This is a genomic window from Bacillus cereus group sp. RP32 (assembly GCF_040459735.1).
Lineage (GTDB): Bacteria > Bacillota > Bacilli > Bacillales > Bacillaceae_G > Bacillus_A > Bacillus_A wiedmannii.
This window is the reverse complement of sequence record NZ_JARVHO010000001.1, coordinates 630,449-653,891: the sequence shown is the minus strand read 5'-3', so window position 1 is coordinate 653,891 and position 23,443 is coordinate 630,449. Positions and strand designations below refer to the sequence as shown.

Genomic DNA, 23,443 nt, shown 5'->3' with positions numbered 1-23,443 from the left:
ATCATCTACGCTTTTTTAGGCAAATAAAAGTAAAATAATACACCGTCTTCTGTATTCTTTACTCCATATTCAACTTCATGCAGTTCTAAAATATTTTTAGAAATAGCTAGACCAAGCCCAGTTCCACCTTGTGAACGCTGGCGAGCTGCATCCACGCGATAAAAACGGTCCCAAATTTTATCTAATTGCTCTTCTTCAATGTGAGTACCTTTATTTTCAATACACACTTTTATACGATCTTTCTCATCTATTGTAGAAATAATAATATCCTCTTTATTCGGTGTATAACGTATGGCATTCGTAATGAAGTTCACGATTACTTGTTCAATCCGACTTTGATTTGCGACTACTTCAAATGAACATATATTTTTATGCACATGAAGTTCTTTTTTCTCTATGTCCACAGAAAGGTGTTCACATATATCTTCAATTACTGTATCAATATAAAATGGATCCTTTTTCATTTTATATGTACCTGACTCAAATTTAGCTAACTCAAGCATATCCAAAATTAACGTATCCATTTTATCTACTTCTCGTTCCATCGCTTGAAAATAGTATTCTTTTTTATGTTCAGCTACTCCGTCTTTTAAAATAGAAATACAGCTTTTCATAATACTCAGCGGTGTTTTTAATTCATGCGAAACACCAGAAATGAATTCTTTTCGCGTATTTTCTAACTTTCTTTCTTTTTCAATATCTTGTTCTAGCTGTCCAATATGCGAATGGAGCTTATTAGATAATACATTAATATTTTCCGATAAATCACCAATTTCATCTTTTGAAGTAATCGGAATTTTTTCGGTGAAATCTAAATGCGCTATTTTCTTCGTGGTATCATTTATTTTTAATAACGGCTTTGCAATTTGTTTTGAATAATAGAACGAAGCTAGAAAAATGAGAACGACTACAAATGCAATGATGTAAATGTAGTAATCTTGCACCATTTGTACTGCTTCATCTACAGGCTGTAAAGAAGCCATCGCATAAATATACGTTACCGATCCGTCTTTTTCTTTTATTGGCTTAATTAATAATTTATATTTTATATCATTCTTTTCATAATCCATTGTTTGTGTTGTATATCGTATTTTATTGCTTTCTTTTAATAATAAATCAGTTTGAAAAACCTTAATATTATCTAAAAATATGCTATTTTTATAAATTGGATTCACAGGACCGTTTACATCTGGTAACTGTACTTTTGTAACACGTCCTCCTATGTAAACGCCTAATTCCTGAGCAGCTTCTTCCTGAACAGCTGGTTTCTTTTCCTTAGCAAGCTGCTCCCCAGCTGCTCTCTTTTTCTCCTCATCTAATTTTATTTTCTCCTGAAATGCTTTTTCTAACGGTTTATTAGATCCGCTTAAATTTTGCTTGCCTAACGTGAACGAGAATGGAATATAACTATCATCTTTTTGCACGCCAGAAAAATAAATTTCTTGGCCTAAAAACGGATTTGATGATTTATTATCAATCTCTTCTATATTGACGAGATTGTATAAAGGCATTTTGAATATTTGTTGTCCAAAGCTCTTTTGTTGCATACGATTTATTGTTACTTCAAAATAAAAATCATCCACATGTTTTAAATTCCCATTCTGATCTAATGTCGTAATCCACGTATTATTTTCCCTAAAAAAGTCTTGTTCCAGTTTCTGAATTCCTTCTGCATTCCCTGCATAATTTAAATAATTCTTTTTAAAGGAATCTAAGTTCACTTTAATATCTTCTACTTTTCGATTTGCATAATATTGTTTAAAAAATATCGTTTGTCCAATAAATATCGTCGCTAAAATTAACATGCATAATGCTGTTGTGAGGGTAAATAATTTTAGTACAATCCCTTTTCTCATACATTCCCCTCAAATTTATAACCTGTTCGTACTACAGTTGTAATGTATTTTGCTTTCTCTCCTAATTTATTTCGCAAATTACGAATATGACTATTAACCGTTCGATCATCACCGGCAAATTCGTATCCCCAAATTCTTGAAATCAATTGCTCTCGTGTTAAAACAATCCCTTGATTTTTCATAAAATACGCTAATATTTCAAATTCTGTATGCGTTAAATTAATGTCTGTTTTATCTACCATAACAGTGCGTGACGGAAAATGGACGTGAATACCGTTGATTGATAATGTATCATCTTCATTCTCTAGAAGTTGCTTCGTTACTTTTCTACTTTCTAACAATCTTTTCGCTCTTGCTAATAAAATTGGTGGGCTATACGGCTTCGTCACATAGTCATCCGCCCCAAGTTCAAATCCAAGTAACGTATCATCTTCATCTACACGCGCCGTCAGCATAATAATAGGAACCTCAGAAGTTTTACGGATTCTTCGGCAAACAGACCACCCATCAAGTTCCGGCAACATAATATCTAAAATAACTAAATCCACCTCTTCTTGCTCAAATACAACTAAAGCTTCTTTTCCATCTCTTGCTTCAAACACTACATATTGCTCACTCAAAAAATAATCTTTTAGTATTTCACGCAAAATATCTTCATCTTCCACAATTAAAATGTTTTTTGACATAACTTATGTATCCCCTTCCGTTTTCAGAAACTATCACTTCATTTTGAATAACTAGCCGTTAACTTCGCCTCGATAATATATCTATCTGGTGCATCCCCTATATAATCAAATGGATAGCAAGTCGTCAGTGTTAATACCGGTTCTTCTTTTTTTATAATAACAGTACGATCATCTGCATGGGTAATCCATGTCTTTTGAATTTCATATGTGTAAATTTTATTATCATACTCTAAAACAAGAGTATCTTTTTCTTTTAACTCCCCTAAATCGGTAAATACAGTATCCCGGTGTCCACTCAAAACAGTATGTCCACCTCCAGATGGCGTTGTCGTTAAATCACTAACGAACATTCCAACGCCTTTCTTCAAAGTTGCATCATCCGCTCCCCAATATATTGAAAACTTCTTCATTATTTTCGGTATATGTAACATCGCTACCTTTTCTCCTTCTTTATGTTCTGTGTGAGAAGAAGGTACTTGGGAAGTTACAGGTGTTTCGGAAGAAAGTTGATTATGTTGTATATTTTCAAGGCTCTTTAGTTCTTCTTTCGTTAATTGTTGAGCAGAGTTTTTTCCTTTATACCATTCGACAGCGTAATATGCTCCCATAAATAGCCCTATAGCCATCAATATGATACCGATATAATTGAGTATCTTCATGTTTCATCCCTCCATGCAAAAAATGGTAGGAATAACCTACCATTTTTAATATATGAAATTATGCCATTCTTTATAGGATAATATTTTATTTACGCCTTAACTTTATTGCGACGATTCAAACCAAATAATGTACCTAGTGCTACAAGACATGCGCTTAGTCCCATCATTGCTACATTATTAGATGCTGTGTTTGGTAATTTCTCTCCAGCTTCTTTTGCTGCTTCTTTTTTTGAAATTCCTTCCTTTTCTTTCACTTGTGGTGCTACTACTTCTTTAGCCATATTACTTTTTTCTTGTACTTGTGCCGCTTGCTTTTTCGCTACTTCATTCTTTTCTTGCGCTTGTGCCGCTTGCTTTTTCGCTACTTCATTCTTTTCTTGCGCTTGTGCCGCTTGCTTTTTCGCTACTTCATTCTTTTCTTGCGCTTGTGCCGCTTGTTTTTCCTCTGTATCATTTTTTTGCTGCGCCTGAATCGCTGCTTCTTTTTTTGCTATATCTTGCTGTATTTGCGCTGCTTCTTCCTTTGTCAATGTTCCAGTTGAAGCGCTTGCTACTGAAGAATATCCTACTGTTAAAAGTGCCATTGCACAGATTGGTAATAGTTTCTTTTTCATTTTATTTCTCTCCTCTTATACGTTTTACATCACTTCGCATCGGATGTATTACTAGAATAACCAAGAGATATAAATATAAGATGCAGATGAAATATATTTCATTTAAAGATTTCATTGTAAAAAAATAAAAAAACATCGCAATATATACGATGTTTTTTCGGGTGTGTGTCTCAATATTTACATGTTACTTTCGCGTGATTTAGAAGTAGAATGGGCCGGAGCGATAACTAATTGTCTCGGCTCAGTTTTCTTTAAGTGATTTTTGACGTTACACTTACGACGTTGAACAACCCACGCTTTAATAGGGTTTGTCAAAATAATCTTTTGCTCTTCGTTAGGGGCCTCTTCTTCAAACCTACAACTTTCGCTCCATTTATTCCATTTCATTGTAAATTTAGAAGAAGAATGATCGTCTTCTCGATCAAACAAGTGCAAAAAATCCATTTCGCCAGCTAGCATTACGGTGTTGCTAGTTGCTAAAAAAGAAAAGGTCGTCCAACGTTTCTCCATGCCCTCCTACCCCTTTTTCACATATAGAGTGCCTAAAACTTAATTTACCTAAAATATGCTTGCCTTTTACCTTACACCTATAGTTTATCCAAAACACTACTATGCAACTATCGATTTGCCTTACAACTACCTTACATTTTTGTAAGAAACAAAAAACCTTCACTCTCTATACGTGAAGGTTTCTCATTTCTTATCTATATGATCTTTCATATGATCCACTCCAGCTTCTTGTAGCTGTGACATCATACCGTGGGAAATTGCGCCTAATACTAAAGTCATTCCAATTAGTGAAATTCGAATCGCTGGTACATCAATTATGTAAGCCAAACTACCAAGAACAATTGTTAAAAGTAATGCTTTTATAAATGTTGCACTTGTATACTCTTTCTTTCTCATCATAATCACCCTTTTTGGAAGCGTTCTCTTGATATGATCAGTATATCATATCATCTGACTATTTTGTGGGGATTTCTGTAAAAAACTTATATCTTCTTTGACTTTTCCCCTTCTTTCCTTTACAGTCGAAATGTTCACAAGTTTTACACTGTAGGAGGACTCCAATGAATCTTGAAATAAAAGATACTTTAATTTCTGAAGAACAATTACAAGAAAAAGTAAAAGAACTAGCACTTCAAATCGAACGTGACTTTGAAGGAGAAGAAATCGTAGTAATCGCTGTATTAAAAGGATCTTTCGTATTCGCTGCCGATTTAATTCGTCACATTAAAAACGATGTAACAATCGACTTTATTTCTGCATCTAGCTACGGAAATCAAACAGAAACAACTGGCAAAGTAAAACTATTAAAAGATATCGATGTAAACATTACTGGAAAAAACGTAATTGTCGTAGAAGATATTATCGATTCTGGTTTAACACTTCACTTCTTAAAAGATCACTTCTTTATGCATAAACCGAAAGCATTGAAATTCTGTACGTTACTTGATAAACCTGAGCGTCGTAAAGTGGACTTAAAAGCTGAATATGTTGGCTTCCAAATTCCAGACGAATTTATCGTTGGCTACGGTATCGACTGCGCAGAAAAATATCGTAACTTACCATTTATCGCTTCAGTTGTAACGGAATAATATAATAGAATAAACTTCCACCATCAATTACTGGTGGAAGTTTATTTTCTATCACGATTCGTAAAAGACAAAGGGAGAGAATAAAAATGACAAAAACAAAATTTGAAAAAGTACTCCTCATCGTAAATCCGAAAGCAGGGCAAGGCGATTTACATACGAATTTAACGAAAATTGTACCACCTCTTGCGGCAGCTTTTCCTGACTTACATATCCTTCATACGAAAAAGCAAGGTGATGCAACAAAATATTGCCAAGAGTTTGCTAGTAAAGTAGATTTAATTATCGTCTTTGGTGGTGACGGCACTGTATTTGAATGCACAAATGGCTTAGCACCTCTTGAAACTAGACCTACACTTGCAATCATTCCAGGCGGAACTTGCAATGACTTCTCTCGTACGCTAGGCGTTCCGCAAAACATCGCAGAAGCGGCAAAACTCATTACACAAGAACATGTAAAACCAGTTGATGTTGCAAAAGCAAACGGACAACACTTCTTAAACTTCTGGGGCATTGGACTCGTGTCTGAAGTATCAAACAATATTGATGCCGAAGAGAAAGCAAAGCTTGGAAAAATTGGTTACTACTTAAGCACAATTCGAACTGTCAAAAATGCTGAAACATTTCCAGTAAAAATTACGTACGACGGACAAGTATATGAAGACGAAGCCGTCCTTGTGATGGTTGGAAACGGTGAATATCTTGGCGGTATCCCGTCCTTTATCCCGAACGTAAAGTGCGACGACGGAACACTTGATATTTTTGTTGTAAAATCAACAGGCATTCAAGCGTTTAAAGACTATATCGGAAAGAAACTATTTGAAGACTCAAATGAAAATGACATCTTCCATGTAAAAGCGAAATCCATTTATATTGAAACAGAAGAAGAAAAAGAAGTAGATACAGATGGAGAAAGCTCGCTTCATACACCTTGTCATATTGAACTATTACAAGGACACTTTACGATGATTTATAATCCTGCGGTTGTGTAATGAAAAAAGATGAGCTAAAATGTTAGCTCGTCTTTTTTCTTAGAAAGGTTTTAGTCTACTCTTTCATTTTTAATATGAGTTTTCGTAATCAAACTCCACCCAATTTTTCCAGTGCGTATTAGAATGCTTATTCACAATAATGCCTGGATCTTTCTTCTCTATTGCAGCGGCTACTGATTGGAAGAATTCATTTTCACTTACTTTCTCGTCTTCAACATGTTGCCATTCTTCCGTTGCATATGCTACTTCCCAATCACCTTCTAAGTCGATTTCTTCTAAAATTTCTTCTTTTTCCCACCATACTAATTTTCTAGCTTCGTCATTAGTCGCAAGCATACGCATGAAATATGTTGGATAAGACTCTGGCGTTTGTAATTCTATCCCATGATTCGCATAATCTTCTTCTGTAAATTCATATTCAAAACGATGATCACGAATTTTCACACTGCCTTTATGAATATCCGGTATAAATTCACCTTCATCATCAAATAATTCATAATCCCCATCATTTAATTGCAAAATACCATCATCACCAATTAATTGATTCATTTTATCACCATATATATAGATATCATTACATACACCTAATAATCCTACTCCAACAAATTGAAACACCATTAACCAATCCTCATTATCTTTAAAGAAAAGAGAGAATTTCACTTGTGAAATATTCACCTCTGCATTATCTAGGGTAGGAAATTCATAATTACTTTGCTTTTTATCTAATAGTTTCAAAATATCCTTTTGCATCTGTATCATCTTCACCTCTATATAAAACTTTCAATTTCACTAGAGCATAACATAGACATAACTGCCTTTCATTTTCTAATAATACTTCTAATAAAATAACAGAATGGTCTGTTTGCATGCCCTAGTTATTTTTAGATACAATGAAGGTAAGAAGCAACCTGACATAAGGGAGAGGGAAAGCTGTGTTCAACCAACAGTTAGTTAATTTACGCATTGATTTTGCATTTAAACAATTGTTTGGTACGAATGGTAGTGAAGATATTCTAATTGCATTTTTAAACGCTACGTTACGAGAGTCTTTAGAATCACCCATCGCTTCTCTACAACTAGAAGATCCACATTTACATCGGGAATATGAAGAGGATAAGTTATCTATTTTAGATATTTCAGCGACATTAAACACAGGAACAAAAGTAAATGTAGAAATACAGCTCAATAATAATCACGATATGATGAAACGTAGTTTATATTATTGGGGAAAATTATACACATCACAATTACAAAAAGGTATGCCATACAGCGCACTTCATAAAACCATCACCATTAATTTATTGAACTTCATAATGTTTTCAGACCACAAAGAATTTCATACAACGGGAACATTATGGAATACACAACAACAGCAACTCTTGAGTGATGACATAGAAATTCACATTGTAGAAATTCCAAAGTTAACAGAACAATGGCATGAAGAAAAAGTAAATCCGTGGAAAGATCCATTTGTTCGTTGGCTTTTATTGCTTTCAGCAAATGAGGATGAACACTTAACTAAAACATTGGAGGATATTGCTATGAACCGAGACCCTATTTTACAAAAAGCAATAAACAAGTGGGAACGTATGAGTCAAGATTCCTCTTTCCGACAAGCCTATGACGCGAGGGAGAAAGTTTTAATGGATGAAGCAGCAAAATTCGCCCACGCAGAGACAGAAGGTATGAAAAGAGGAATGGAAAAGGGCATGGAAAAGGGTATGGAAAAAGGGATAGAAAAAGGGATAGAAAAAGGCTTAGCAAAGGGCTTAGAAAAAGGGCGAAAAGAAGGAGTTCAACAAGGAAAAATTCAAATGATTAAAAGTATGCATGATCTTGATATACCACTTGAAACAATTGCTAAGGCAAGTAAATTGAGTGTACATGATGTTGAACGAATTTTAGAAAATAAATAATGATAAAAAGGCGAAAGAGAACATAATTTCCACTATGTTCTCTTTCGCCTTTTGTAAAGTTTAAACTCAATTTTTATTTACTAACAATCCCAAAATAAGCACGAACCGTCAACAAATAATAACCAATATAAATAACGCTATACACGCCGATGCTAATTAACAACGGAACTGCAATTTCATACGGAAGCACTGTCGCTAATCCTGTTAATGCAAATAAAGTGTGTAATATACCAACTACTAAAGGAATGAAGAAAATAAATCTCATTTGTTTTGCGATTGCTTTTTTCATTTCTTTTTTCGTGACACCTAGTTTTCGAAGAACGATGTAACGCTCACGATCTGCATGTGCTTCTGTTAATTGCTTGAAGTAAATGATAGACCCTGTTGCGAGTAAAAATACAAGTCCTAAGAATATACCACTAAACATCATTAATCCTGATTTTTCAATACCATCACGGAACATCGTGTAAAAATCACCAAACTGTCTTTTTCCTTCTGCCTCTTCTTCCGGTAGTACTTTCTTTAATTTCTCTGTTAGTACTTTACTGTTTCTTTCATCTTTCACATCAATATTTTTCACAGTATGAGCTCCAATTGTTTTCTTCGCCTGCTCATACACTTCGTCCGGAACGACAACTAGAAGTTCATATAAGTTTGTAATGTTTTTTGCTTGTACATCTTTTACTTGTACTGGTGCTACTTCTCCAATTGGGAAAATAGCTTTTTCTCCTTTGTATACACCACCGCTCTCTCTCTTATCTTCGCTATACATACCATCAAATGCATACAATTCGTTCTTCTTTAAATTTAAAGTTTCTTCATTTAAATATTTTGCGATTGTATTAAATGATGACTGCGTAATAAGTTCTGTTGTTCTTGATTGTAATGAAGTGCCATCACCATATTCTCCTACTACATTTACCGTCTCCACTTCATATTGATGAATGATTTCATTCTTTTCCTCTTTTAAAATCTCATTCACTTTACGATCCAATTCCATATCTTTCTTTTCATATGAATAACTAACTGGATAATATTTCTTCGCCTGCATATATGTGTTGTAATACATCGTAACAGACGTTCCAACCGCTGTTAACGTTACTGCGCTTAATACAGCAATTGTCGCTAACGATTTTGCATTTCCTTTAATGCGGTATAGTAACTGAGATGTCGTCACCATTTTCATTCCGTTATAAAATGAAGATTTTTTATTTCGCGCTCTTTTTAATGCAAAAACAGTAAAGAACTTAAATAATAAATACGTTCCAAGTACTATTGCTAATAAAATGTAAAGTGCAAGTGGCATAAATTTCTCACTGTTCGAATTTTTAATAGCCGTTACTGACAAGAAATAACCTGATCCAATTAATAATAAAGAAATGATAGCCATTATTTTAGAATCTTTTGGCATGACTTCGCCTTCGTTATCTGCACGGAATAGCTCGATTAACTTAAATTGATAAATAACGCGGTATCCTTTAAACGATGTATATAAAATAATGAAACAAAAAATAACTGCTGTATCTATAACCGCTCCAATTGGCACTTCAAAATGAACATTTACATGTAGCTCTAACATATTTAAAAGTAGCTTTAGGAATCCTTTTGAAAGTAAACTACCAATTATAATGCCGATTACTAACGATGATAAACCCATTAACATATTTTCATAAAAAAGCATTTTACCAATTTCTTTTTTTCGAATGCCGAGTAAAGAATAAAGACCTATTTCTTTCTTACGCTTTCGTGTAAAGAAACCATTCGAATATATAATAAATATCGCGACGAAAATAATGAGCATGACACTCGCAAGTTGGAATCCTCGTCCGATGTTATCTCCAGCTTCACTTATTTGTGAATTGTATTGCAACGCCTTAAATGTAAAATAAATGACGATGCTAAAAATCATAGAGGCAAAGTATATAAAATAATCTTTGAAATTTCGTTTTATATTACGAAGTGCAATGCTAGATAAGCTCATTTGTCGCACCTCCAGATATGGAAGACATCATATCAATAATTTGCTGGAAGAACTGTTTACGTGTCGTCTCTTTACGATGTAATTCTTTATATAACTTTCCATCTTTAATAAATACAACGCGTTTACAATAACTTGCCGCAAATGCATCGTGCGTTACCATTAAAATCGTTACAAGATCTTTTTCATTTAATGTCTTCATACTTTCTAATAAATCTGTCGCTGACTTTGAATCGAGCGCACCAGTTGGCTCATCTCCAAAAATCATACTTGGACTTGTTACAATCGCTCTTGATGCTGCGCAGCGTTGTTTCTGTCCACCTGACGCTTCATACGGATACTGATTTAAAATATGATCTATTCCAAACTTCTTTGCAATTTCCTCAACGCGGGATTCTACTTCTTTCGCCTTCACCTTTGATAAAGCAAGCGGCAAAGCAATATTTTCTCGCACTGTTAACGTATCTAATAAGTTATAATCTTGAAAAATGAACCCTAAATGATTACGGCGAAATAGTGCCAATTCATCATCATTCATCTTCACAATATCTTTTCCGTCAATTAAAATCTCGCCCTTTGAAGCTGTATCAATAGTAGAAAGGACATTCAAAAGTGTTGTCTTACCAGAACCAGATGGTCCCATGATCCCGACAAACTCTCCTTCTTTCACCTGCAGATGAATATCTTTCAACGCTTCAAACGTATTCCCGCCTGTATCATATATTTTCGAAATCCCTTTTGCTTCTAACATTGTTTTCATCTATCTCTACCTCCTGTTATTATTCTTGATGTTCTTTTTAAGCAACAGAATTCAGTATAGATACATTTTCTTAACAAATAGTGCTAGGGTTTCTTAATATTTTCTTAAAAAGAAATGTAATAATCATAAAAAAGCCGGCAGTTGTTACACTGCAGACTTTCAAATGTTTAGATTAAGCTAGACATGTTCGTTGTTGCCTTTTATCTTCTTTAAAATATTAAATTACATTTCGAACAAAAAGGAGCAGAATTTCCTTTTCTAATTTTCGCATCACATTTTGGACAATATACATATCGTTCTTCTATCTTTTGTCGTTCTATCATATGTAAAGATACTACCCTCATACTGCACATAATCCCAATTAATATAAGACTAACAACGAGTAGCATACCTCTCACCCCTCCCTTCTAAATTTTACCATGAAATAACAAACCCGATTCTCTCATCAAGAATCGGGTTTATATTTACAATCCTAACTTTGCCTTCGCACCGTCAGGAATTTCATCTATCGTTACTTGCACTTTATCATGTAAAAAATTTCCCCTTGTAAGTACATGCCAGTAGGAGCCCTTTTGTAATTTATCTACACCATCAATTTTTACTTCTTTTTCTTTTCCATCCTTATCGTAAGCTTTCACCTTGTATTCACGGCCTTTATTTCCGCCTAATTCTTTTCCATTATTATTAATAATTGCGTAATGATTCTCTATATCAAGAAATGGGTTCATCTGATCTAATAGCTTACTCCCACTTAATAAATATACCGCCCCTGCGACGATAACAAGCATTGCTCCAAAAATAAATCTTTTCATCTATATTCCGCCTTTCATTATGTTTTCTTTAAGATGTTTCTAAGTATAGAACGTATTTCTTAATAAAAACTCGTACGGTTTCTTAACATTTTCTTAAACTAGAAGTGAAATATTAATTAGAAAGATCAAAACAATAAAAAGTAACTTTTTACACTGTCATTGACAAAATTACACTTATAGTGTAATTTTACACTATATTAAAAAAAGGAGCTGCATTATGAATAAACAAGAATTTATTGAACTCGTTAATTCAAAATTAAAACTCATCCGTGTTGAAAATGATTTATCACAAGATAAAATGTCAGAAATTATTGGTTTATCGAAGAAAACATTAGTAGAAATCGAAAAAGGAAGACGCACGCTAACATGGTCAGGTGCAGTTTGTGTCGTAACACTCTTCGAACAGAGCGATACAGTCCAGATGACATTTGGGGATGATGTGAATGAAATTATAAAAACAATCGCTTTTACACATTACAGTACGAACTTCCCGAAGACTTTAGGAGGAAAAGTGTGGTGGCGACAAATAAAAGAATTAAACGGTTATCAAATACAACAAAATATTTTATCTCAACATTATCGAATTTTAGATAAAGAAGACCGCAGAATATGCCACTCATTCGAATTGGATGAAATTGAACAAAGATTTATGGAAATGGCAAAAACATCTCAATAAAGTGAAATTTTAATTAATGTTTTTTGCTGCCCCACAAATAGCAGGATAAAATAAATTACGGAGTATAATTCAAATGAAGAAACAGATACATATCACTATTTTAAATACGCTAATCATTAGCACGTTAGTATTCAATTTATTTATTTTCACATCAAGAATGAGCTTTTTACCTTGGTATATTGAAGATGGTTGGGGCTATTTAGGATTATTATTTACATCCTTAATTTTCTTACTTTGCTTCTTTCAATCTGCAAAGCTTCATAAAGATGGAAAGTTAACTACGCTGCAAAAGTTCATTCCACTTGCTTCTGCCATACTTTCAATCTTCGTTCTTCTCATCCCATCAAGTGATTTTATGACTATATTAGCCAATCTAATCAATACAATCATATTAACAATTTATATAACTGTATTTCAAACAACACCTAATGTAAGTAATAAGAAGCCATTACATTAAAAGGGAGAGTTATTCTACAAAATAACTCTCCCTTTTATACTACTCTCAATAAGTATAAACATTTACTTACTCATCACCGTACTTCTTCTTTGCTTATACAAATAAGCACCACTCGCAACAACAAAAACAATTCCGCCAAAATACACGCCATACTCTATCGCAAGCGCTACAATCCTTTCAATATGTTGTCCAAATAAAGAACCGAGTACAAAGTAAGCAAGTGTCCAAACAAGTCCTGTCGTATAGGAATACAAAGCGTACACCTTAAATGACATGTTATTCATTCCAACTAAATACGGTACGATATGTCTTACAACCGGTATGAAGTAACTTGTGACTAACGCATAATGGCCATACTTCTCTACCATTTGTTGAGATTTCAAAAGATATTTCGCTTTTTTCTTTTTCATTAGCTTATCAAGTACTTTTGTACCAAATATTTTCCCTACTATATAACCTAAAGATAGCCCAGAGACAACGCCTAAATATGTTAATACAAATGCTGGAATGACATTTAATATCCCTAGTGAAGAGACAAAACCACCGCTCATTACGATCATTTCGTCTGGAATTGGCATACCGATAATACCTAACCATAAACAGAAAAATAGTGCCCAATAACCGTACTGTTCAATATAAGATAATAATTCATGTAAGTCCATTAAGCATATGCTCTCCTTAGCTCTTTTTTACAGCTAAAGACGTACGCTGGCGGAAAATTGAGCCACACTTTTTCGAGCGTAATTTCAGGAAAGAAATGCTGTATAAATCCTTTTTTCACAAGTGAATATTGAAATGTAATAAATTCACCTGTCTCATGTATCGCCTCCATTACATTGTTTAAAATACGCTTTGAAACTTCTTCTGGTAAAGATGTAAAAGGCAATCCCGATAAGACGTAATCAATGCATTCTATCTGTAATTCTTCCATATACTTCTTTATATTTTCAGCTGAACCATGTACAACAATGACGTTCTGCTCATTTTTAAACTTTCTCTTTAACTCTTTGCAAAACACTTCATTAATTTCAATAAGAAGAAATATCGTTTCCTTCTTCTTTCTCTTCATAATTTCTCTCGTGAAAACCCCTGTACCAGGCCCTAGCTCTACGATACATTTCGCTCTATTAAAATCAATTACATCTACCATTTTCTTTGCTAATATTTTTGAACTTGGCGCAATTGCACCAGTATGTTTCGGATGTTTTATAAATTCATGTAAGAATGTTATGAGTTGCATGTAACCCTCTCCCCATTCGTTCGATAGTTTTTAACTTGTTTCTAAGTATAACTATCGTTTCTTAACAAAAATTGAGGAGATTTCTTAAGATTTTATGAAGAATGAAAAAACAGCTACCGCATATAGCGATAGCTGCTCACTTATTATTTCGCACTCACAATCTTATAATAAGAACGCACTGTTATGAAGTAATATCCGATATAAATGACGCCATATACTCCGATACTAATTAGGAGCGGAATCATAATTTCGAATGGTAATATGTTTCCTAAACCTTTTAATGCAAACAAACTGTGTAGAATTCCGATTACTAATGGAATTGCAAAGATAAAACTTACTTGTTTTGCAATAGCTTTTTTCATCTCTTGTTTCGTTACCCCAACTTTACGAAGTACAACGTAACGCTCACGGTCAGCATTTGCTTCTGTTAATTGCTTAAAGTAAATGATAGAACCCGTTGCTAGTAAGAATACAAGTCCTAAGAACATTCCGATAAACATCATTAGCCCCGTTCCTTCAAGCCCCATATGGAAACCAGTGTAGAAATCTCTAAATGGTGGTACCATTTCTGATTCACCAGCTGGCATCACTTTTGTTAGTTTTTCTGTTAAAACTTTACTATCTTTTTCGTCTTTTACATCAATATTTTTTACAACACGTGTTCCAAATGTTTGCTTCGCTTGCTCATACATTTCATCTGAAACGACAACAACTAATTCACCTAAATTTGTAATCGCAACGTCATTTGCACCTTGGATTTTTAATTGCTTCGTTTCGTTTCCGATTTGGAATACTGCTTTGTTTCCTTCATATTGTGGACTAAACTCATGCCCTTCAATATACGAACTATCATATATAAATGCTTCACCAGTAGCTACACTCACTGTTTCCGCATCAATTTTTTTAGCAAGTTTATTAAATTCTGACTGAGACATAAACTGATATTTCTCTGAAATTGTATAGTTCATATTCAGAATGAAATCAACTTTATCTCCTTCAAACTTCCCTTTTACAGGAACCGTCTCAACCTCAAATTGATCTTTGATCGGATGATCCAGCTTCTCTTCTGCAAAAATCGCATTTACTTTCTTATCAAGCTCTGCATCTTTTTTCTCATAAGAGTAACTATAAGGTGCGACTGCTTTTGATTGCGTAAATGTGTTGTAATACATCGTAACTGACGTACCAACTGCCGTTAATGTTACTGCACTTAAAATAGATATTGTCGCAAGTGACTTTGCATTTCCTTTAATACGATACAGTAACTGTGACGTCGTTATCATATTCATACCATTATAAAACGCTGACTTATTATTTCTTGCACGTTTCAATACGAATACTGTAAAGAACATAAATAGTAAATACGTACCTAATACTGTTGCAAGTAATATATAAAGTGCAACTACCATAAAGTTTGCATACATAACTGCCTTCATAAACATTAACGCTAAGAAATAACCTGAGCCGATTAAGAAAACTGAAATTAACGCCATAATGACAGATCCTTTTGGCATTGCTTCTCCTTCACGTTCTGCTCGGAAAAGTTCAATTAACTTAAATCGATAAATTAAACGATATCCTTGAAGTGATGTATACAAAATAATTACAAAGAAAATAATTGCTGTATCAATAACTGCAGCCATCGGTACTTCAAAATGAACGTTTAAGTTTATTCCCATCATATTTATTAGTAGTTCAAGGAATAGTTTTGAAAGAACGCTACCGATCGCAATACCGATTACTAATGACATTAATCCCATTAACATATTTTCATAAAAAAGCATTTTACCAATCTGTCTTTTACGAATACCTAATAAGGAATATAGTCCAACTTCTTTTTTACGCTTTCGTGTAAAGAAACCGTTCGAATATATAATGAACACCGCTACGAAAATAATTAGCATGACACTTGAAACTTGAAATGCACCGCTAATTTTTTTAGAAGCTTCCGCAGCTTTTTCCATTTGTGAATTATACTGCAACGCCTTAAATGTAAAATAAATGACGATACTAAATATCATAGATGCAAAATATACAAAGTAGTCTTTAAAATTCCGCTGTATGTTGCGGAGGGCAATGCTAGATAAGGTCATCAGCCATACCTCCAGAAATGGAAGACATTACGTCAACGACTTGTTGGAAGAATTGTTTACGTGTTGATTCACCGCGGTGCAATTCTTTATATAACTCGCCATCTTTAATGAAAATAACTCGTTTACAGTAACTCGCCGCGAACGCATCGTGCGTTACCATTAAAATTGTAGAGTTATCATATTCATTTAACGACTTCATACTTTCAAGTAAATCTGTCGCTGATTTAGAATCAAGCGCTCCAGTTGGCTCGTCCCCGAAAATCATACTTGGATTCGTAACGATTGCACGTGATGCCGCGCATCTTTGCTTCTGTCCACCAGATACTTGATATGGGAACTGACTTAAAATATGATCAATACCGAATTTCTTTGAGATTTCAAGAACGCGGCGATCAATCTCACTCGCTTTCACCTTTGATAACGCAAGAGGTAACGCAATGTTCTCTTTTACCGTTAACGTATCTAATAAGTTATAATCTTGGAAAATGAACCCTAAATGATCACGGCGGAATAACGCTAACTTATCATCGTTCATCTTCACGATATCTTTTCCATCAATTAAAATTTCACCGTTCGTCGCATTATCAATTGTAGAAAGAACGTTTAGTAAAGTCGTCTTACCCGAACCAGAAGGTCCCATAATTCCAACGAACTCACCTTCTTTTACTTGTAAGTTAATACCTTTTAACGCTGCAAATTTATTACCACCCGTGTCATACACTTTTTCAATATTTTTTGCTTCTAACACTGTTTTCATCTCGACATCCCTCATTTCTTCTATTCTCTATTTTCAACTATATACACTCTCTACTCTTGCCACTATCGATGTTTCTTACACAAACATAACAGTTATGTAAGACGCATAAGTAAAGATATAAAAATTTAACCTACTGAACGAAAGTACTTTGTTACTATAACATTGGGATATCATGCCATCCATTCATTCTCCTTACAGGAACATTACAATTTTGTAAGGTTAAAAATATACCCTACAAAGTTGTGCATGAAATGTCGGATGGACTTAGTTTGTTCCTGCTATTCTATTTAACAAGGAGGTCATCGTATGGATTCACTTAAAAACATGAATGCGGCAATGCAGTATATTGAAAACAACCTAACAGATGAAATTGATTTTAAAGAAGTCGCAAAAATAGCTTACTGCTCTGAATATCATTTCAAAAGAATGTTTTCTTTTCTCGCTGGCGTATCACTATCAGAATATATTCGCTGTAGACGACTTACTCTTGCTGCTTTTGAACTAAAGGATAGTGATGCAAAAGTCATTGATGTCGCTATAAAATATGGGTACAACTCACCAGATTCGTTTGCACGTGCCTTTCAAAACTTGCACGGCATAACACCTTCAGAGGCCCGAAATAGTAGTCATTCTTTGAAAGCTTATTCACCAATGACCTTCCAGTTATCGATTCAAGGAGGAAACGAAATGAATTATCGAATTGAAGAAAAAGAACCCTTCCAAATTATTGGTATTACAAAACGCGTACCGATTGTATTTAACGGTGTAAATGAAGAAATTGCTTCTATGTGGAAAAGTTTAAATCCAGGGTCCATTCAAACGTTAAAGTCACTTTCAAACATGGAACCGAATGGAATTATTAGTGCTTCTACTAACTTTTCTGAAGGAAGAATGGAGGAAAAAGGAGAACTCGATCACTACATTGGAGTAGCCTCAACAAAAACTTGTCCAGAGCAATTCGCGCAACTTGAAGTCGCAGCTTCAACGTGGGCCGTATTTGAAGCTGTCGGTCCATTTCCCGAAACATTACAAAATGTATGGGGACGCATTTATTCCGAATGGTTTCCTTCCTCAAACTATGAACTAGCGAAAGGACCGGAAATATTGTGGAATGAACAGAAAGATATAACTTCCCCAAACTTTAAAAGTGAAATTTGGATACCGGTTTTGAAGAAATAAAGTGAAACTTTAATCAGTGGGGGGTTTTGTCCATCCCCCACTGATTATTAGCCCTCACCAATCGGGCTTTTACGAGCAGTTGATCTCCCACCTACCCCCTCCGCATTCGCCGAATTTTTGGGTGGGAGTCTTACTGTGCCCGTTAATGCGGGATAAAAAATAAAGCAGCTTTTCCTCAGAAGGAAAAGCTGCTTTATTTACATTTTTAGTTCTTTTTTATAAGCGACATAGGAATATCCCATCGTTAGTCCTACAGCACCAACAATAACGCCAATCATTAGGAAAGATTTCCACGTTACTGGTACAAAAACACTTAGAATCATAATAATTCCTAATGCAACAAAAACCTTTCCGCTAAAGCGATGTGTCTTTCTCCATACTTCTTCGTTACTTAACGTCCATGGCGTTTTTATACCGACAAAGTAGTTTGGTTTGCACTGTGGTAAATAGTTACCGATGACTATAAATAAAATACCAACTAATAATTCCGGCACGCGATTAATAAATAAGTTGTATCCTAATCCACTTGTAATGATATCTATATTCCCTACAAATAGTAGCAGTAGTATCCCGTTATTCATCATCATAAAAGCTTTAGAGAACTTCTCATAATTTGCTTTCTTTGGGTCAATCTTTGGTAACACGTTTAGAAAAATATATAAAACAATCATAATTCCAACCATAGAAAGCATTCCATACAATTTAGAAGAATATCCATCTACTTTACCGCCGCTCCAATGCGTTGCAATTGTATCCGGCAAATGCGGCCAAGCAAACGCCCATGCTAAACAAGTTATAACAATTAATAAGATTGCAAAAAGATGTTTTTTCATTTCCCCTCTTCCCCCTTATTCGTAAATGTAAACACCCAAGTCAACAAATCTTGAAATACAGTTGTGTTTAAAGAGTACATAACGAATTGACCTTTCTTTTCATCTTGAATAAGTTCAGCATTTTTAAGCGCGCTTAAATGATGTGAAATACTTGGTTTTGTCATATTAAATTGTTCAGCAATTTCCCCAGCGGTTAAATCGCCTTCTTTTAATAAATCTAAAATTCTTCGCCTTGTTGGATCTGCTAATGCTTTGAATGCTTGATTCAATGTCTTTCTTCCCTTCTCTAATTAGACATTTAGATATTTATCTAAATGTTAAAATTTTTTCAGTTAATTGTCAATTATACATACGCTCTTTTTACTTTTCACGCTTTTGACCTATACTGTTTACTAGCTTATCTTTCAACATAATGAAAAGACTTGAAACACATGATACACTATAGCTACAATTGTTTTTTTAGGAGGAAGATACATATGTATAAAATTTTAATCGTTGAAGACGATCCCAATATTTCATCATTACTACAATCTCACATTCAAAAGTACGGCTATGAAGCTGTTGTTGCAGAGAACTTCGATGATATTATGGCATCGTTTAATGCAGTGAAACCACATCTTGTTTTACTTGATGTAAACTTACCGAAATTCGATGGATTCTACTGGTGCCGTCAAATTCGTCATGAATCTACTTGTCCAATTATTTTCATTTCAGCGCGTGCTGGCGAGATGGAACAAATTATGGCGATTGAAAGCGGTGCGGATGATTATATTACAAAACCATTCCACTACGACGTTGTAATGGCGAAAATTAAAGGTCAATTACGTCGTATTTACGGTGATTATGCGCCAAATATTTCTGAACGTATCGTTGAAGTAGAGGGACTAAAATTATTCCCAGAACGCCCAGAAATTCATTTCGGCGCTGAGCAAGTTCTTTTAACGAAGAAAGAAGCAATTTTAGCAGAAATGTTATTATCTAAATTCCCTCGTACAGCGAGCCGTGAAGATTTATTAGCCGCTCTTTGGGATGACGAAAGCTTCGTTGAGGAAAATACATTAAACGTAAACATTACGCGTCTTCGTAAAAAGTTCAACGAGCTTGGTATTGAAAATGCAATTGAAACAGTACGTGGACTTGGGTATCGTTTTAACGCAACTTGGAGTGAATAAGCATGAAGCTATTTTTACGTGATCATTTTGCATTTTTCCTACTGTACGTATTAAACTTCGGTATTATTTTCGTTCTTTATGATGCAGTAGATGGGTTTCAAAACAATAAGTTTTACTTCATCGTTTTAAGCTTATACTTATTCATTTGTTTCCTCGCTTACCGTTATGTTCGTAATCGTAGAATGTACCATAGATTAAGTGAACAACCAGAAAAAATGGAAGATGCGTTTATTGAAAGAGCAACAGCTCCGATGCCTCACGGTGTAAACGAGCTCGTGCGTACGCAGTACCGTCTCTTCCAAAAAGAGCTACAGTCATATGAAGTAAAACAACAAGAACATCAATTATTCATTAACCACTGGGTGCATCAAATGAAGACGCCTGTTTCTGTTATGCAGCTTATGGTGCTCGAAATGGAAGATGAACATTTGATTCCGAAATTCAAAAAAGAATTAGAACGATTAAATCAAGGACTCGATATGGCTTTATATATGGCAAGGTTAAATAACTTCCATGAAGATTTCCATGTTGAGACGATTTCATTAAAAGATGCGGTAACAAAAAATATTAACGGATTAAAAGAATTATTCATTCGAAACGGGGTCTTCCCTGTTTTAGAAGTTCATTCCGATTTAAAGGTTGCCTCTGATGCGAAATGGCTAAAATTCATTATTTATCAGTTAATGACAAATGCAGTTCGTTACTCTGGTGAGCGCGGAAAGAAAGTTTTCTTATCTGCTTACCGAAACGGAAAAGATATTATTTTAGAAGTTCGCGATGAAGGTGTTGGTATTCCGCAAGAAGATATTCGAAGAGTATTTGAACCATTTTACACTGGGAAAAATGGTCGCGCATTCGGAGAATCTACTGGTATGGGACTGTATATTGTAAGTAAAATTTGTGATTATTTAGGTCACTCTGTGAAACTAGACTCTGAAGTTGGTAAAGGAACGACAATTAAAATCATCTTCCACAACGCTGCAAATAATCAAGCAGAACATACGGAGAAGGTGACCGAAGCATGATCGTAACATATGCTAGCAAAATGTATGAGAACTCACTCTCATACATTTTTTGCAATAAAACTACTTCTATATCTTCTAACCGGAGGTATAATCTATGACATTTTGGCAATTTGCATTTAAAAACGTCACTCGCAACTCGAGAGCTTATTTTGCTTACTTTGTAAGTAGTTCCTTTTCCATTGCTGTTTTCTTTTCGTTTGCTGTTTACTTATTCCATCCGAAATTAAAAAATCCCACTATGATCTCTGAAATTTCAGGATTAATGATTTTTTCAGAAGTTGTTATTGTTTTGTTCTCGTTCTTTTTTCTACTCTATTCAATCGGATCGTTTTTAAAAGTTCGTAAAAAGCAATTTGGTATTTTAACTATTTTAGGTATATCAAAAAAACAATTACATCGACTCGTTTTCACTGAAAATATGTTAATTGGGATTTTATCTATCTTTTTTGGCATGCAGTTTGGGCTTGTCTTCTCGCAATTTTTCTTATTAGTGACAGCGAAAATCACACATCTACCAGGGATATATTTATATCCCCCTACGAATGCTTTCATTTTAACAACGATTGTATTTCTTGGTCTCTTTATCGCTGTATCTTCATTTACGCCCATGCTAATTCGTACGAAAAAGACGGTAAACCTTTTAAAAACTAATGGTGGGAAACAAAAGGAAAGAAAACCATCCATATTCATTTCTCTATTTGGTACTATCTGTTTATTAGGTGGTTATATTTTAGCTGCAAACCCTAAATATTTCTTCTCAATAAACACGCAAGTAGGCGTTATCTATATGGTTTCAAGTGTTTTTGTGATTCCAGCACTTGTTACAATTGGGACATATTTTTTCTTTTCTCAAATTAGTTTCTTACTTATTTATATTTTAAAGAAAAGAAGAAATTTTTATATGAAACGAATTAATATGCTTTGGATTTCGGATTTAGCAAGTCGTATTCGAACGAATATTAATATGCTTTTTATTGTAGCGATGCTTTCTACAATTGCTTTCACAATGATTACGTTCCTATATGGATTCGGAAAGTTTACAAAGCTAGATGTTGCGAGAACTTCACCTTTTCCATTTTCTTATTTTTCATATGACGCAAATCCTTTTGTTAACGAGCATTTAACTTGGCTTGAAAAGCAGTTACAAAAGGAAGATTTCTCTTATAAAAAACTAAAGGCTGATTTATACGAAACACCACTGAAAGAAGATGAAGGTATAACGACTTACAATGACATCTATGCAATGAAACAAAGTGACTATAACAAACTTGCAGCTTCCCTGCGAATGAAACAACTATTCATGAGCGATAACGAAGCATATGTCTTAACAGGTAGCGCTTATTTCACCTTATTCAGCCAATTTGAGCCAAGCTACAATAGAAAATCCATTACACTTTCTAGCACAAATACGACATTACAAGTAAAAGGCTATGAACAAGTAGGGGCCATTCCCTCTGACTTTTCATATCAAACTTTAATTTTACCTGACGCTGTTGTAAACAACTTACCAAATACAACAAAGCATGTAGCAGCGTACAATTATAACGTACAAAACTGGGAAAAGACGTATGAAATTGCTGATGATTTTATGAAAAGAATACAAAGAGATCGACAGGAATTCCAATACGAAGGACCCCTTATACGCTCCTATGAATCAGCAGGCTCATTATATAAAATTACATCAGGAAGTGCCGCATACTTCCTAATCGGGACATTCTTAGGTGTCATTTTCTTTATTGGAGCAGGTAGCGTTCTTTACTTCAGAATGTATACTGATTTAACGAATGAACAAGAAAAATATGTAGCAATTTCAAAAATTGGTGTAACAGATGCAGAGATGAAAAAATCTGCATCCATTCAACTTAGCATTTTATTTTTCGTTCCGTACGTTATGGCGTCCATTCATACAATGTTCGCAACAAAAATGCTCCAAGACATAATTGATTTATCACTATTCAAAGAAATTTCAGCAGTTCTTATTATTTTTGGAGTAGTTGAAGTCATCTTTTTCTTATTCATTCGTTCCTTTTACATGCGAAAGTTATCAGAGTATACGAATGGTTAAGTTTTATAAATATATTAGTACAGGAAAAGGTTATCTCTTATATCCTTTTCTTCTTCACTCTATTAGGAGGTCTAGGTG

26 protein-coding genes are annotated in these 23,443 nt (G+C 34.3%); 9 read left to right on the top strand and 17 right to left on the bottom strand.

The annotated features are described in order from the left end of the window. Positions 1 to 5: 5 nt before the first annotated feature. The 6 genes from QCI46_RS03245 to QCI46_RS03220 form a co-directional block, all read right to left on the bottom strand. Positions 6 to 1,856, bottom strand: a complete 1,851-nt coding sequence (locus QCI46_RS03245; protein ID WP_353839581.1) for a sensor histidine kinase — start codon at positions 1,854 to 1,856, stop codon at positions 6 to 8. Next, positions 1,853 to 2,542 (bottom strand): response regulator transcription factor, encoded by a 690-nt coding sequence (locus QCI46_RS03240; protein ID WP_353839580.1) that lies wholly within the window; start codon positions 2,540 to 2,542, stop codon positions 1,853 to 1,855. The genes QCI46_RS03245 and QCI46_RS03240 overlap by 4 nt, the downstream gene beginning before the upstream one ends. A 38-nt stretch (positions 2,543 to 2,580) precedes the next feature. Then, the gene (locus QCI46_RS03235; RefSeq protein WP_353839579.1) at positions 2,581 to 3,201 is read right to left on the bottom strand and encodes a class D sortase; all 621 of its coding nucleotides are present in this window, start codon (positions 3,199 to 3,201) and stop codon (positions 2,581 to 2,583) included. An 89-nt stretch (positions 3,202 to 3,290) separates the two neighbouring features. Beyond that, positions 3,291 to 3,815 (bottom strand): LPXTG cell wall anchor domain-containing protein, encoded by a 525-nt coding sequence (locus QCI46_RS03230; protein ID WP_353839578.1) that lies wholly within the window; start codon positions 3,813 to 3,815, stop codon positions 3,291 to 3,293. 177 nt (positions 3,816 to 3,992) lie between these two features. Next, positions 3,993 to 4,325: a hypothetical protein gene (locus QCI46_RS03225; RefSeq protein WP_000415592.1), complete on the bottom strand. Its 333-nt coding sequence runs from the start codon at positions 4,323 to 4,325 to the stop codon at positions 3,993 to 3,995. Positions 4,326 to 4,508: 183 nt separating this feature from the next. Beyond that, entirely contained in the window at positions 4,509 to 4,724 is a 216-nt protein-coding gene (locus QCI46_RS03220; RefSeq protein ID WP_048541082.1) for a hypothetical protein, read from the bottom strand. A gap of 161 nt (positions 4,725 to 4,885) precedes the next feature. Here QCI46_RS03220 and hpt point away from each other — a divergent pair, with 161 nt between their 5' ends. After that, positions 4,886 to 5,413 carry a hypoxanthine phosphoribosyltransferase gene (gene hpt / locus QCI46_RS03215; RefSeq protein ID WP_001047287.1) on the top strand — a complete coding sequence of 176 codons (528 nt, stop codon included), beginning with the start codon at positions 4,886 to 4,888 and terminating at the stop codon, positions 5,411 to 5,413. A gap of 86 nt (positions 5,414 to 5,499) precedes the next feature. After that, positions 5,500 to 6,402 carry a diacylglycerol/lipid kinase family protein gene (locus QCI46_RS03210; protein ID WP_353839577.1) on the top strand — a complete coding sequence of 301 codons (903 nt, stop codon included), beginning with the start codon at positions 5,500 to 5,502 and terminating at the stop codon, positions 6,400 to 6,402. Positions 6,403 to 6,471: 69 nt separating this feature from the next. Here QCI46_RS03210 and QCI46_RS03205 read toward each other — a convergent pair whose 3' ends face one another. Continuing rightward, positions 6,472 to 7,152: a DUF7003 family protein gene (locus QCI46_RS03205; RefSeq protein ID WP_353841826.1), complete on the bottom strand. Its 681-nt coding sequence runs from the start codon at positions 7,150 to 7,152 to the stop codon at positions 6,472 to 6,474. Positions 7,153 to 7,334: 182 nt separating this feature from the next. Here QCI46_RS03205 and QCI46_RS03200 point away from each other — a divergent pair, with 182 nt between their 5' ends. Next, positions 7,335 to 8,318: an Rpn family recombination-promoting nuclease/putative transposase gene (locus QCI46_RS03200; protein ID WP_353839576.1), complete on the top strand. Its 984-nt coding sequence runs from the start codon at positions 7,335 to 7,337 to the stop codon at positions 8,316 to 8,318. A 73-nt stretch (positions 8,319 to 8,391) separates the two neighbouring features. On the opposite strand, the gene QCI46_RS03195 is transcribed toward QCI46_RS03200, so the two are convergent. From QCI46_RS03195 to QCI46_RS03180, 4 genes are all read right to left on the bottom strand, one after another. Then, on the bottom strand, positions 8,392 to 10,299 hold the full coding sequence (locus QCI46_RS03195; protein ID WP_353839575.1) for an ABC transporter permease: 1,908 nt from the start codon (positions 10,297 to 10,299) through the stop codon (positions 8,392 to 8,394). Further along, positions 10,286 to 11,056 (bottom strand): ABC transporter ATP-binding protein, encoded by a 771-nt coding sequence (locus tag QCI46_RS03190; RefSeq protein WP_353839574.1) that lies wholly within the window; start codon positions 11,054 to 11,056, stop codon positions 10,286 to 10,288. The genes QCI46_RS03195 and QCI46_RS03190 overlap by 14 nt, the downstream gene beginning before the upstream one ends. Before the next feature lie 209 nt (positions 11,057 to 11,265). Then, entirely contained in the window at positions 11,266 to 11,445 is a 180-nt protein-coding gene (locus tag QCI46_RS03185) for a hypothetical protein (protein WP_353839573.1), read from the bottom strand. Between the two features lie 75 nt (positions 11,446 to 11,520). Beyond that, the gene (locus QCI46_RS03180) at positions 11,521 to 11,868 is read right to left on the bottom strand and encodes a YxeA family protein (protein WP_353839572.1); all 348 of its coding nucleotides are present in this window, start codon (positions 11,866 to 11,868) and stop codon (positions 11,521 to 11,523) included. Between the two features lie 217 nt (positions 11,869 to 12,085). Here QCI46_RS03180 and QCI46_RS03175 point away from each other — a divergent pair, with 217 nt between their 5' ends. Both QCI46_RS03175 and QCI46_RS03170 read left to right on the top strand, forming a co-directional pair. Then, complete coding sequence (locus tag QCI46_RS03175; protein WP_353839571.1) at positions 12,086 to 12,544, top strand: helix-turn-helix transcriptional regulator; 459 nt, start codon at positions 12,086 to 12,088, stop codon at positions 12,542 to 12,544. Between the two features lie 73 nt (positions 12,545 to 12,617). Further along, the gene (locus tag QCI46_RS03170) at positions 12,618 to 13,001 is read left to right on the top strand and encodes a hypothetical protein (RefSeq protein WP_327986430.1); all 384 of its coding nucleotides are present in this window, start codon (positions 12,618 to 12,620) and stop codon (positions 12,999 to 13,001) included. A gap of 62 nt (positions 13,002 to 13,063) precedes the next feature. On the opposite strand, the gene QCI46_RS03165 is transcribed toward QCI46_RS03170, so the two are convergent. The 4 genes from QCI46_RS03165 to QCI46_RS03150 all read right to left on the bottom strand — a co-directional run bounded on the left by QCI46_RS03165 (position 13,064) and on the right by QCI46_RS03150 (position 17,091). Beyond that, on the bottom strand, positions 13,064 to 13,663 hold the full coding sequence (locus tag QCI46_RS03165; RefSeq protein WP_353839569.1) for a DedA family protein: 600 nt from the start codon (positions 13,661 to 13,663) through the stop codon (positions 13,064 to 13,066). After that, entirely contained in the window at positions 13,663 to 14,241 is a 579-nt protein-coding gene (locus QCI46_RS03160; protein WP_097889148.1) for a class I SAM-dependent methyltransferase, read from the bottom strand. Before QCI46_RS03160 ends, QCI46_RS03165 begins: the two co-directional genes overlap by 1 nt. A 143-nt stretch (positions 14,242 to 14,384) precedes the next feature. Then, positions 14,385 to 16,334 carry an ABC transporter permease gene (locus QCI46_RS03155; protein ID WP_353839568.1) on the bottom strand — a complete coding sequence of 650 codons (1,950 nt, stop codon included), beginning with the start codon at positions 16,332 to 16,334 and terminating at the stop codon, positions 14,385 to 14,387. Beyond that, positions 16,321 to 17,091 (bottom strand): ABC transporter ATP-binding protein, encoded by a 771-nt coding sequence (locus QCI46_RS03150; protein WP_097845562.1) that lies wholly within the window; start codon positions 17,089 to 17,091, stop codon positions 16,321 to 16,323. Before QCI46_RS03150 ends, QCI46_RS03155 begins: the two co-directional genes overlap by 14 nt. 306 nt (positions 17,092 to 17,397) lie before the next feature. On the opposite strand from QCI46_RS03150, the gene QCI46_RS03145 reads away from it, so the two are divergent. Then, the gene (locus tag QCI46_RS03145; RefSeq protein WP_166703469.1) at positions 17,398 to 18,270 is read left to right on the top strand and encodes an AraC family transcriptional regulator; all 873 of its coding nucleotides are present in this window, start codon (positions 17,398 to 17,400) and stop codon (positions 18,268 to 18,270) included. Positions 18,271 to 18,467: 197 nt separating this feature from the next. On the opposite strand, the gene QCI46_RS03140 is transcribed toward QCI46_RS03145, so the two are convergent. Both QCI46_RS03140 and QCI46_RS03135 read right to left on the bottom strand, forming a co-directional pair. Continuing rightward, positions 18,468 to 19,103 carry an SdpI family protein gene (locus QCI46_RS03140; protein ID WP_353839567.1) on the bottom strand — a complete coding sequence of 212 codons (636 nt, stop codon included), beginning with the start codon at positions 19,101 to 19,103 and terminating at the stop codon, positions 18,468 to 18,470. Then, on the bottom strand, positions 19,100 to 19,372 hold the full coding sequence (locus tag QCI46_RS03135; RefSeq protein WP_098199194.1) for an autorepressor SdpR family transcription factor: 273 nt from the start codon (positions 19,370 to 19,372) through the stop codon (positions 19,100 to 19,102). The genes QCI46_RS03140 and QCI46_RS03135 overlap by 4 nt, the downstream gene beginning before the upstream one ends. Positions 19,373 to 19,579: 207 nt before the next feature. Between QCI46_RS03135 and QCI46_RS03130 the strand changes: the two genes are divergently transcribed. The 3 genes from QCI46_RS03130 to QCI46_RS03120 all read left to right on the top strand — a co-directional run bounded on the left by QCI46_RS03130 (position 19,580) and on the right by QCI46_RS03120 (position 23,365). Next, a complete protein-coding gene (locus QCI46_RS03130; RefSeq protein WP_353839566.1) occupies positions 19,580 to 20,275 on the top strand; it encodes a response regulator transcription factor in 696 nt (231 codons plus the stop codon). Between the two features lie 2 nt (positions 20,276 to 20,277). Beyond that, positions 20,278 to 21,300: a sensor histidine kinase gene (locus QCI46_RS03125; protein WP_144612114.1), complete on the top strand. Its 1,023-nt coding sequence runs from the start codon at positions 20,278 to 20,280 to the stop codon at positions 21,298 to 21,300. Positions 21,301 to 21,394: 94 nt separating this feature from the next. Further along, on the top strand, positions 21,395 to 23,365 hold the full coding sequence (locus QCI46_RS03120) for an ABC transporter permease (RefSeq protein WP_327958192.1): 1,971 nt from the start codon (positions 21,395 to 21,397) through the stop codon (positions 23,363 to 23,365). Positions 23,366 to 23,443: the final 78 nt, after the last annotated feature.

Excerpts from the sequence above, each read along its gene's own strand:
- QCI46_RS03245 (WP_353839581.1), bottom strand. The coding sequence starts at position 1,856 with ATGAGAAAAGGGATTGTACTAAAATTATTTACCCTCACAACAGCATTA.
- QCI46_RS03240 (WP_353839580.1), bottom strand. The coding sequence starts at position 2,542 with ATGTCAAAAAACATTTTAATTGTGGAAGATGAAGATATTTTGCGTGAA.
- QCI46_RS03235 (WP_353839579.1), bottom strand. The coding sequence starts at position 3,201 with ATGAAGATACTCAATTATATCGGTATCATATTGATGGCTATAGGGCTA.
- QCI46_RS03230 (WP_353839578.1), bottom strand. The coding sequence starts at position 3,815 with ATGAAAAAGAAACTATTACCAATCTGTGCAATGGCACTTTTAACAGTA.
- QCI46_RS03225 (WP_000415592.1), bottom strand. The coding sequence starts at position 4,325 with ATGGAGAAACGTTGGACGACCTTTTCTTTTTTAGCAACTAGCAACACC.
- QCI46_RS03220 (WP_048541082.1), bottom strand. The coding sequence starts at position 4,724 with ATGATGAGAAAGAAAGAGTATACAAGTGCAACATTTATAAAAGCATTA.
- hpt (WP_001047287.1), top strand. The coding sequence starts at position 4,886 with ATGAATCTTGAAATAAAAGATACTTTAATTTCTGAAGAACAATTACAA.
- QCI46_RS03210 (WP_353839577.1), top strand. The coding sequence starts at position 5,500 with ATGACAAAAACAAAATTTGAAAAAGTACTCCTCATCGTAAATCCGAAA.
- QCI46_RS03205 (WP_353841826.1), bottom strand. The coding sequence starts at position 7,152 with ATGCAAAAGGATATTTTGAAACTATTAGATAAAAAGCAAAGTAATTAT.
- QCI46_RS03195 (WP_353839575.1), bottom strand. The coding sequence starts at position 10,299 with ATGAGCTTATCTAGCATTGCACTTCGTAATATAAAACGAAATTTCAAA.
- QCI46_RS03190 (WP_353839574.1), bottom strand. The coding sequence starts at position 11,056 with ATGAAAACAATGTTAGAAGCAAAAGGGATTTCGAAAATATATGATACA.
- QCI46_RS03185 (WP_353839573.1), bottom strand. The coding sequence starts at position 11,445 with ATGCTACTCGTTGTTAGTCTTATATTAATTGGGATTATGTGCAGTATG.
- QCI46_RS03180 (WP_353839572.1), bottom strand. The coding sequence starts at position 11,868 with ATGAAAAGATTTATTTTTGGAGCAATGCTTGTTATCGTCGCAGGGGCG.
- QCI46_RS03175 (WP_353839571.1), top strand. The coding sequence starts at position 12,086 with ATGAATAAACAAGAATTTATTGAACTCGTTAATTCAAAATTAAAACTC.
- QCI46_RS03170 (WP_327986430.1), top strand. The coding sequence starts at position 12,618 with ATGAAGAAACAGATACATATCACTATTTTAAATACGCTAATCATTAGC.
- QCI46_RS03165 (WP_353839569.1), bottom strand. The coding sequence starts at position 13,663 with ATGGACTTACATGAATTATTATCTTATATTGAACAGTACGGTTATTGG.
- QCI46_RS03160 (WP_097889148.1), bottom strand. The coding sequence starts at position 14,241 with ATGCAACTCATAACATTCTTACATGAATTTATAAAACATCCGAAACAT.
- QCI46_RS03155 (WP_353839568.1), bottom strand. The coding sequence starts at position 16,334 with ATGACCTTATCTAGCATTGCCCTCCGCAACATACAGCGGAATTTTAAA.
- QCI46_RS03150 (WP_097845562.1), bottom strand. The coding sequence starts at position 17,091 with ATGAAAACAGTGTTAGAAGCAAAAAATATTGAAAAAGTGTATGACACG.
- QCI46_RS03145 (WP_166703469.1), top strand. The coding sequence starts at position 17,398 with ATGGATTCACTTAAAAACATGAATGCGGCAATGCAGTATATTGAAAAC.
- QCI46_RS03140 (WP_353839567.1), bottom strand. The coding sequence starts at position 19,103 with ATGAAAAAACATCTTTTTGCAATCTTATTAATTGTTATAACTTGTTTA.
- QCI46_RS03130 (WP_353839566.1), top strand. The coding sequence starts at position 19,580 with ATGTATAAAATTTTAATCGTTGAAGACGATCCCAATATTTCATCATTA.
- QCI46_RS03125 (WP_144612114.1), top strand. The coding sequence starts at position 20,278 with ATGAAGCTATTTTTACGTGATCATTTTGCATTTTTCCTACTGTACGTA.
- QCI46_RS03120 (WP_327958192.1), top strand. The coding sequence starts at position 21,395 with ATGACATTTTGGCAATTTGCATTTAAAAACGTCACTCGCAACTCGAGA.